At 73.2% G+C, this 8061-nt stretch carries 13 protein-coding genes and 1 pseudogene; 5 read left to right on the top strand and 9 right to left on the bottom strand.

Features of this window, described 5'->3' with window-relative positions; all coding sequences use genetic code 11:
- Both BM314_RS29635 and BM314_RS29640 read left to right on the top strand, forming a co-directional pair.
- A partial coding sequence (locus tag BM314_RS29635; protein ID WP_139237926.1) for an autotransporter outer membrane beta-barrel domain-containing protein occupies positions 1–1283 on the top strand: 1283 nt, incomplete at its 5' end.
- Positions 1284–1328: 45 nt separating this feature from the next.
- Complete coding sequence (locus BM314_RS29640) at positions 1329–1526, top strand: hypothetical protein (RefSeq protein WP_091982121.1); 198 nt, start codon at positions 1329–1331, stop codon at positions 1524–1526.
- Positions 1527–1629: 103 nt separating this feature from the next.
- On the opposite strand, the gene BM314_RS29645 is transcribed toward BM314_RS29640, so the two are convergent.
- The 3 genes from BM314_RS29645 to BM314_RS29655 all read right to left on the bottom strand — a co-directional run bounded on the left by BM314_RS29645 (position 1630) and on the right by BM314_RS29655 (position 4206).
- Positions 1630–1995 (bottom strand): response regulator, encoded by a 366-nt coding sequence (locus BM314_RS29645; RefSeq protein WP_042672258.1) that lies wholly within the window; start codon positions 1993–1995, stop codon positions 1630–1632.
- The gene (locus tag BM314_RS29650) at positions 1992–3482 is read right to left on the bottom strand and encodes a sensor histidine kinase (RefSeq protein ID WP_091982124.1); all 1491 of its coding nucleotides are present in this window, start codon (positions 3480–3482) and stop codon (positions 1992–1994) included. Before BM314_RS29650 ends, BM314_RS29645 begins: the two co-directional genes overlap by 4 nt.
- Positions 3483–3663: 181 nt before the next feature.
- Positions 3664–4206, bottom strand: coding sequence for a DUF3016 domain-containing protein (locus BM314_RS29655; protein WP_091982126.1), 543 nt, complete (start codon positions 4204–4206; stop codon positions 3664–3666).
- A 204-nt stretch (positions 4207–4410) separates the two neighbouring features.
- On the opposite strand from BM314_RS29655, the gene BM314_RS31345 reads away from it, so the two are divergent.
- Entirely contained in the window at positions 4411–4539 is a 129-nt protein-coding gene (locus tag BM314_RS31345; RefSeq protein WP_020096525.1) for a hypothetical protein, read from the top strand.
- Positions 4540–4549: 10 nt separating this feature from the next.
- On the opposite strand, the gene BM314_RS29660 is transcribed toward BM314_RS31345, so the two are convergent.
- Complete coding sequence (locus BM314_RS29660; protein WP_026605481.1) at positions 4550–4828, bottom strand: hypothetical protein; 279 nt, start codon at positions 4826–4828, stop codon at positions 4550–4552.
- Positions 4829–4857: 29 nt separating this feature from the next.
- Positions 4858–5106, bottom strand: a complete 249-nt coding sequence (locus BM314_RS29665) for a DUF6894 family protein (RefSeq protein ID WP_091982129.1) — start codon at positions 5104–5106, stop codon at positions 4858–4860.
- A gap of 122 nt (positions 5107–5228) precedes the next feature.
- Here BM314_RS29665 and BM314_RS29670 point away from each other — a divergent pair, with 122 nt between their 5' ends.
- Positions 5229–5486: a hypothetical protein gene (locus BM314_RS29670; RefSeq protein WP_091982131.1), complete on the top strand. Its 258-nt coding sequence runs from the start codon at positions 5229–5231 to the stop codon at positions 5484–5486.
- Between the two features lie 76 nt (positions 5487–5562).
- On the opposite strand, the gene BM314_RS29675 is transcribed toward BM314_RS29670, so the two are convergent.
- From BM314_RS29675 to BM314_RS29685, 4 genes are all read right to left on the bottom strand, one after another.
- Positions 5563–6021 carry a Ros/MucR family transcriptional regulator gene (locus tag BM314_RS29675; RefSeq protein WP_020096529.1) on the bottom strand — a complete coding sequence of 153 codons (459 nt, stop codon included), beginning with the start codon at positions 6019–6021 and terminating at the stop codon, positions 5563–5565.
- 349 nt (positions 6022–6370) lie between these two features.
- Complete coding sequence (locus tag BM314_RS29680) at positions 6371–6595, bottom strand: hypothetical protein (protein WP_020096530.1); 225 nt, start codon at positions 6593–6595, stop codon at positions 6371–6373.
- A gap of 105 nt (positions 6596–6700) precedes the next feature.
- Positions 6701–6850, bottom strand: coding sequence for a hypothetical protein (locus BM314_RS30805; RefSeq protein ID WP_020096531.1), 150 nt, complete (start codon positions 6848–6850; stop codon positions 6701–6703).
- 114 nt (positions 6851–6964) lie between these two features.
- Complete coding sequence (locus tag BM314_RS29685; protein WP_091982134.1) at positions 6965–7459, bottom strand: GAF domain-containing protein; 495 nt, start codon at positions 7457–7459, stop codon at positions 6965–6967.
- A 371-nt stretch (positions 7460–7830) separates the two neighbouring features.
- Between BM314_RS29685 and BM314_RS29690 the strand changes: the two are divergent.
- A pseudogene (locus BM314_RS29690) lies at positions 7831–8061 on the top strand (porin family protein); the annotation flags it as partial.

The raw sequence follows: 8061 nt of genomic DNA on the forward strand, positions 1-8061 counted from the left end.
ACGCGCTCTACGCCGCCACCGGCCTCGACCTCGTGGTCACGCCGGCCGCCTACGGCAACCTCGCCGGCCTCGGCCTCGCCCAGACCGGCAACGCCCGGGCCGTGGGCGCGGCCCTCGACCTCGCCCGCCCGGCCGCCGGCACGCGGCCGGACGCGGCGCGGGCGCGGGTGTTCGACCCGCTCTACGCGGCCGGCCCGGCGACGCTGCCGGGCGGCCTGGCGAGCCTGTCGGGCCAGAGCTACGGCGACGCGGTGATGACCGACCTCGCCGCGCGCCGACTGCTCTCCGACACGATCGACCGGCACCAGCGCGGGCTGGGCGGGGGCGCGGACGCGTTCAGCGCGGGCGATCCGGGCCCGGGCCCGAACCGCACGGCGCTGCAGGTGCGCGGCGGCGCCGGGGCGGCGGCGGCGCCGCTGGCGGTGGGCGAGGGCCGGGTCTGGGCCGACGCGCTGTACGGGTTCGGGGCGCGCGCCGGCGACCGGACGGCGGCGGGCGCCGGGTTCGACGCGGGCGGGCTGCTGATGGGCGTCGACCGCCAGGTCGGGGCGGACACGCAGGTCGGCGGGGCGTTCAGCTACCTGCGCGCGGGCGGCACGTCCCGGGGCGCGGGGCTGGGTCGGTTCACCACCGACAGCTACGGCGGGACGCTGTACGCGAGCACGCGGCTCGGCGCCGTGGTGCTGCGCGGCACGGCGGGTGTGTCGTACGCGGACGGGCGGGTGGACCGGACGGTGGCGCTGGGCGCGGCGGTGTCGCAGGCCTCCGGGCTGTCGTCGGGCTGGAACGGCGGGGTGTCGGGCTTTGCCGGCTACGCGCTGGCGACCGGCCTGCCGGTCGAGGTCGTGCCGGAGGTGGGCTTCAGCTACGACCGGCTGACGCGGGGCCGTGTGTCCGAGCGGGGCGGTCTGGTCGGGCAGGGCTTCGGCGGGCAGGGCTTCGGCGGGCAGGGCTTCGCGGTGGCCGACCTCGACGCGGCGCGCAGCCTGGTCGGCGGGCGGGTGACGAGTTGGGCGTTGGCGGGCATTCCGGACCTGCGCCTGGAGGGTCGGGCGTACTGGGCGCACGAGCTGGCCGACACGGCGGCGGTGGTTCGCTCGAGCCTATTCGGGGCGGGGTTCGCGGGCCGGACGAGCGCGCTGGGCCGGGACGGCGCGGTTCTGGGGGTGAGCCTGACGGGGGCGGTCGCCGAGGGCGTGCGGCTGTCGGTGGGCTATACCGGCGACGTCCGCCCGGGCGCCACCGCCCAGGTGTTCACCGCCGGCCTCCAGGCCGCGTGGTGAGGGGCGCCGCCTTTACCCGGCCGGCGCCATGGTCCGGAGGCGCGCATGCGCGGGAGAGACGGCCCGGATAAGCCACCGCCCGAGCCCGCACTGGCAGCCCGCCGGCGCGGCTTCTTCCGGCGCGTGCTCGACGGTCTCGAAGCCGTCGAGCTGCTGGTCCAGGCGGGCCGGCTGGTCTGGTGGCTCCTGAGAGGCCTGTGGCTGGCCGCCGGCGCGATCGCGCGCCTCTTCGGGGACCGCTGACGCGCGGCGCCGGCAGCAGCGCGGGAATCGATGCCCGCGCGGATGTTTCACGGGAAACATCCGCCGCGCCGCCTCGGCTCGCGCCACCGGCAACCGGGAAATGTCAGCCGAACAGCGCCCGCGCTACGACCTGCGGGTCGATCGGCTTCTGGCAGAGGGCGACGGCGCCGTGGAGCGACGGCACGGCGACCGGATCGTAGCCGGTCGCGAACAGGAAGGGCACGCCGCGCGCGTGCAGCGCGTCGGCCACCGGATAGACCAGCTCGTCCTGCAGGTTGATGTCGAGGACAGCGGCGTCGATCTCGGTCGTGCCGGCGATCAGCGCCAGCGCCTCGCCGACGCTCGCGACCGGACCCAGCACCTGGGCGCCGCCTTCCTCGAAGCCGGACTTGAGATCGACGGCGATGAAGTAGTCGTCCTCGACGAGCAGGACCCGCCTGCCGGCCAGCGCGCGTGGTTTCGAGGTCATGCGGGGTTGCCTGTGGCTTCTCCCTCGGGGAGCGGGATGTTGATCGAGCAATGTAGCGCCGTGGCGCCGAGTTCGTAGCTGGTAGTCGCCTTCAGGGCGTAGGGCAGGGCGTGCTCGATCAGTTCCCGACCGTAGCCGCCCCGTGGCGCCGCGTCCGCCAGCTCCGGTCCGCGAACGAGACCCTCCTCCACCCATTCCACCAGCAGCCGGCCACCGCCGTCGTCCGCCCGGTAGGTCCGCCACGTCACGCTCAGGCGTCCCTGCGCGGTGGTGAGCGCGCCGTATTTCAGCGCGTTTGTGGCGAGCTCGTGCAGGGCCAGCGCGAAGGTCTGCACCGTCGCCTTGCGCAGCCGCACCACGGGCCCGTGCAGCCGGATGCGCGCCGGCATGGCCGGGGCGTCGAGGGCGGCGAGTTCCGTCTCGATCAGGGAGCGGAGCGTGATCGGTTCCTGATCGGAGCGCGAGAGGAGGCCCTGGACCCGCGAGAGGGCGGACAGGCGATCGTTGAACCGCTGCCGGAACGTCTCGCCGGGCCCGGTCTGGGCCATGGTCTGCTTGGCGATGGAGCGCACGACGCCGAGGAGGTTCCGGGTCCGGTGCTGCAGCTCGGCGACCATGACCTGCTGCCGCTCCTGGAGCTGGCGCAGATCGTCGATGTCGGTCGAGGTGCCGAGCCACTCGACGATCCGGCCCTGCGCGTCGCGGACCGGCGCGGCGCGGGTCTGGAACCAGCAGAACCGGTCCTCGGCGGCGTTGCGGAGCCGGTGCTCGAAGGAGAGGTGGCCGCTCACCGGCGCCTCGCGCCACGCGGCCGCGGCGACCGCCTCATCGTCCGGATGGACCGCCGCCAGCCAGCCCCAGCCCAGGCTCGTCGCGTCGGTCTGCCCGGTATAGGCGTGCCATTGCGGGCTCGACCAGATGCAGGCCCCGTCGATCGCGGCGCGCCAGACGAGCTGGGGGATGCCCTGGGCGAGGGTGCGGAACAGCTCCTCGCTCGCGCGCAGGCGGCGCTCGGCCAGAACCCGCTCGGTGCTCTCGACCACGATGGCGATGACCCCGGCCGGGCGCCCGTCCTCCCCGAAGACCGGCGAGTAGTCGAGATTCATCCAGACCGGCTCGGGCCGGCCGTAGCGGTGCAGGGTCAGTTGCTGGTCCTTGTACGACAGCGTCCCGCCGGCGAGGCCGACGCGCATGACGTTGTCGTTGAAGTCGGCGACCTCCGGCCAGCCCTCGCGCACCTTCGAGCCGAGGAGCTCGGGATGGCGGCCGCCCGCGAAGCCCGAATAGGCGTCGTTGTAGATCATGATGCCGTCCTCGCCCCAGAGCAGCACGATCGGCACCGGCGATTGCAGCAGCGTGCTGACCGCGAAGACCAGGCTCTGCGGCCAGTCGGCGATGGGACCCAGCGGCGTCCTCGCCCAGTCGAAGCTCCGGACGAGGTCGGCGAGTTCGCTGCAGCCGGCCGAGAAGATGCGGGCCTCGCTCATGCGGTGACCGACTCGTGAGACTCCGGCTCGGGCGAGCGCAGAGGGTGGAAGCCCGGTCCGCGGCCGGTCGGGTCGGCCGGCCCGGCGTGCGGGTCACGCCGACGCTACTACACCGCTCCTCTGCCCGGTAGGGGCGCCGCCGGCTGCGGCCCGGTCGCGTCGTCGGGCCGGCAGACGGGTTCTAGCCGCGGCCCGCGGGCTCCGGGAAGCGCCGGGCGAACCAGTCGCGCAGGATCTGCCGCTCGTAGTAGAGGCCGCCGGTAGAGAAGCGGGGATTGGACGTCAGCAGGAAGTTGATGTCCGTCACCGTGTCGGCGCCCTGTGCCACGGTGCGGCCGCCGCGACGCAGGCTGTAGGCGAGGCGGATCCGCGGCGGCGTGGCGTCCGTCACGACCCGCAGGCCGGTCGGAGTCGCGAAGCCGGGCCGGTCGAAGCCCGCCAGATCGACGTCGAGCACCGTGATGTCGAGGCGTTCGTCCGGGCGGAGCCGCGCCGTGCCGAGATCCGTGAAGATCCGGGTCAGCTCGGCCAGGGTGACCCGGAGCGGCTGCCCGGAGCCGAAGCGGTTCTCGGCATCGGTGAACCGCTCCGGCGCGGCGTAGCGCACGGCCACCTGCGCCTGTGCCGCCGGCTGTGCCCGGGCGGGGGCCGCGGACGACCCGATCACCGAGAGCGCGGCCGCGGCCGCGAGCGCGGCCGATCTTCCGGCGAGACGCGTGCGCATACCGAACTCCTCTCCGCGTGTGGCGGCCTGACCGGGGCAGGCCTGCCGGGAAGAACCGCCCGAACGGGGCCCGGTATCCAGTGCCCCGCGCGGATGTCCGGCTGCGACCGAATGGCGCCCGACCGTCCATAGTCTCGCCGTGATCCGGGCGCCTCGTAGCGCTCCCGGCCCGAGGGGCGAGCCGGTCATGGGAGTCCGACGCGCATGATGAACTCTGTTCTCGCGCTTCTCACCGTCGTGGCGGTGCTGGTGGTCACGGCGCTGATCAAGCTGCCGCTCCTGCCGTTCCGCCTGGTCGGCCGCCTTCTGCGGAGCCGCCCGGCGGCGGCCTGACCCGCGCCGCTCAGGCCGCCGCGTCGATGACGAATTCCATCCCGCGACCCGGCCCCTGATCGGAATAGTCGACGAGCGCCAGACCGCGCTCGGCCAGGGTCGCCTCGACGGTGTCCCGCTCCCGGCGCACCATCTGACCCACCGCCAGCGGGGTCAGCCGGGGACTCGCGCGCCGCAAGCGGTCGACGCCGATATGGGCCGGCGTGCCCGCGTCCTCAGCGATCCGGGCCAGGGCCAGACCCAGGTCGCGCGCCTTGGTCTCGGCGGCGGATCTCGGCTTGAACGCCATCTGCTTCTCCTTCTGCTCGGCCACCCGTCTCAGGCGGCCCGCCTGTCGACGCACACATCCGGGAAGGCCCGGATCCAGATCCGGCGGCCCTTGGCGTCGTAGACCTCGACCTGCCAGCCCGACCAGTCGAACCGCTCCACGACCCGCTCCATCAGCGCGAGCGCGACCCGATCGGCGTGGGCCCGCACCTGCGCCGCGTTCGGAAACCGGCTGCCGCGCAGGTCGGTCACCAGCTCGTGGCCGTCCGTGCAGTGGAAGCGGTAAAGCCGCGTCGGCATTGAGCTTCCCTCAATCAATCCACAGCACTCCACCGCGATCCGGGAACGGGGCGCATCCGCGGTTGAACCCACCGCGCCGATGCGCTTTGTTCGTGATATGTTCTATACAGATTCGGACGGCGATGCACCCAGATCCCGAGGCGGCTCCTGCGGAGATTCGTCTCAGGGAGGCCGAGACGATCGCCGTGGCCTATCACAGGGCGGCGAAGGGTGACGCTTGGGCCGCACTCGTCGCGGCCATCGCGGACGCTCTGATCGATCTCGACGCGCTGGAGCGGCGCCTCGCCCGGCAGGGCGGGCTGATATCGCTGGGCTACGCCCGCGGCCGCACCGGGGCGGGCGGGGTCCGGGAGAAGCGCCGCGCCGGCCCGGAGGGTTGACCGCCCGGCGATACCCGCGCGGTCGGCCGGGCAGCCGGCGGTCTCGCCGCCCGGGCGGCGACGCGCCTGTCGGGGATCAGTGGTCCGTGCCGCCGCGCCGCGCCATGGCGCCGGGCTGGCCCAGGCCGATCGCCTTGGCGAGGGCGGAGCGCTGCTCGGCGTAACCGGGGGCGACCATCGGATAGTCGGTCGGCAGGCCGTAGCTGTCGCGGTAGCTGCGCGGATCCAGGCCGTGGCTGGCCAAGTGGCGCTTCAGCGTCTTGTAGAGCTTGCCGTCGATGAAGCTGACGATCCCGTCGTGCCGGACCGACTTGCGGATCTGGGCCGCGCTCGGCTTCTCGACCTCGGCCTGCGGGGCCGCGCCGGCCTGCGCCGCCGGCGTCCCGGCGACGAGTCCGCTGATCGCGCCGTGCACCCGTGCGATCAGGGCCGGCAGCTCCGCGGCCGGCACCGGATTGTTCGACACGTAGGCGGCCACGAGCTCGGCGGTCATCACGGCCAAGGTGTTGGATGTCTCATCGAAGGTCTCATTCATGATCGGACTTCCAGCGAGCGATTTACGTTCCCACGGTTTGGGCGCAGCAAGGGTTTAAACAGCGTAAATATAGAACGAAGACTCGATGAATATCTCTAGATTTTCTCGCGCCATGCGGAGGCCGACGGGTGCGCCGTTCGTTGCACGTCTGCATCGACCGCAGAGGATCTCGGCGCGTCCGGACGGGGGCGACCCGGCTGATCGCGCGACATCCTCGAACGACGCCGATCAGCGCCGCCGAGCGACCCCGCGCGCCCGCAGGCGACTTCGACGGGCGACCCGCGCGCGCCGGCACAGGCAAAGCGCCGCGCCTTGAGGGCGATGGACGGATGAAGGGGGTTCGCGCGCCTCAGCCGGCGCCGTACCCGCCCTTCCGGTTGTCGGGCTGCGGCGCGGGCGGTCGGGTGTCGTAGCCGCCGCTCTCCGGCGCCGCGTCGGAGCCGGGATCAACGGGGCCCGGGGCGTGGGGACCGCTGCCGCCGGCCGCCGGGTCGGCCCGCTTCTCCGGGGCTGCCGGCCGGCCCGGCGGGACGGTCCCCAGGGCCTCGCGTGCGGCGTCGACATCCTGTCCCATCCGTCCCTCCCTGCGGTCCTTCGTGTAGGCCCAAGGCGGCAGGTCCCCGCATGTTCCCGGCGCGGTCGCCGGGACCGGCGTGCCGGGCGATGCGTCAGCGCGGCCTCATTTCCGCTCGCCGGTGGGGTTGGGCGTCGCGGACGTGTCCGGCGCGACCGCCGGATTGACGGGCGTGACCTTCGACCACGTGGCCGCGATCGCCACGATGGCGAGCAGCAGGACGATGAAGATGCCGATGAGGGTGAGGCGCTTCATGTGGCGGGTCTGGATCTTCCGTGCGGGGGCCTGAGGGCGGGGAACGGCCGGGACGGCCGATCGATCCCGGCCGGAACGGGATCCTGCGGCCGCGGACCCGCGCGGCCGCGAACGTCACGATCCCGCCGAGCGCGGCCGCGCCAGGGCGGCGGCCGCGTGCCGGGCCAGATCCTCGAGCCGGCGGACCGTCGCGTCGTCCGGGATGACCGAGGCGCACCAGTAGGCGCCCAGTGCGGCGACGGGCTCGGGCGAGCCGATCGGAACCATCACGAGGCTGCGCATCGAGGTCAGGCGGTAGAGGGCGAGCGGCACCCGGGGATCGCACTCGATGTCCGGGATCACGATGGTCGCGTCGTCGAGCATCGCGCGGCCCGAGATGCACGCCGTCAGCGGGAACCTGCGGCCGCGCCACAGCGGCTCGATGGCGTCCTCGGCGGCGTAGAAGGAGGCGTCGCCCTCGCGCAGAACCACCGCGATCCCGTCGGAGCCCGCGATCTCCCGCGCGGTCTCGCGCAGGATCGCGACCGTGTCCTCCAGGGACCGGGCGGTCGCCAGGCGGTGGGCGGCCCGAACCAGACCCGAGGCGGGATCCAGGGAGAGTTCATCCATGTGGGACGCGGCCGCGAGCACTCCGATCGATCGGGCAACGACCCATGCGGTGCCACTGTACAAGTCTGTCGGGCACTGGCGCGGTGGGCAACAACCTGGATCAAGCGTTTCGCCGACGGAATCGGGCGCGCGGAAATGTGCGGTCGCAGCGTGCGCATATTGGTCGTCGCGGCGGACCTCCGCGACAGAAGTCGCGAAATAGTTCCGCGACACCGGATCACGACGCCGCGATGATGTGCTCCAGCGCACCTTTCGGTCCACCGGCTCCGGACCCCCGCCGGCGCTGTTGCAACAATGCACTATCGCGCCCGCACATCCTGACGTCCTGTCCGCCCCGCACACATCCCGTCCAACGGGAGACAGAGGACCAGATGATCAAGAAGCTTCTGCTCGCGAGCGCCGCCACGGCTCTCCTGACCGGCGCCGCCTCGGCCGCCGACCTGCCGCGCCGCGCCGCCCCGCCGCCGGTGTTCACCCCCGTCCCGGTCTTCACCTGGACCGGCGCCTACTTCGGTATCAACGCCGGCTACGCCTTCGACGCCAGCGACCGCAACACCGGCAACACCTTCGCCGTCCCCTTCCCCTACGCCGCCCCCGGCACC

The sequence above is a fragment of the Methylobacterium sp. 13MFTsu3.1M2 genome (assembly GCF_900112625.1).
Lineage (GTDB): Bacteria > Pseudomonadota > Alphaproteobacteria > Rhizobiales > Beijerinckiaceae > Methylobacterium.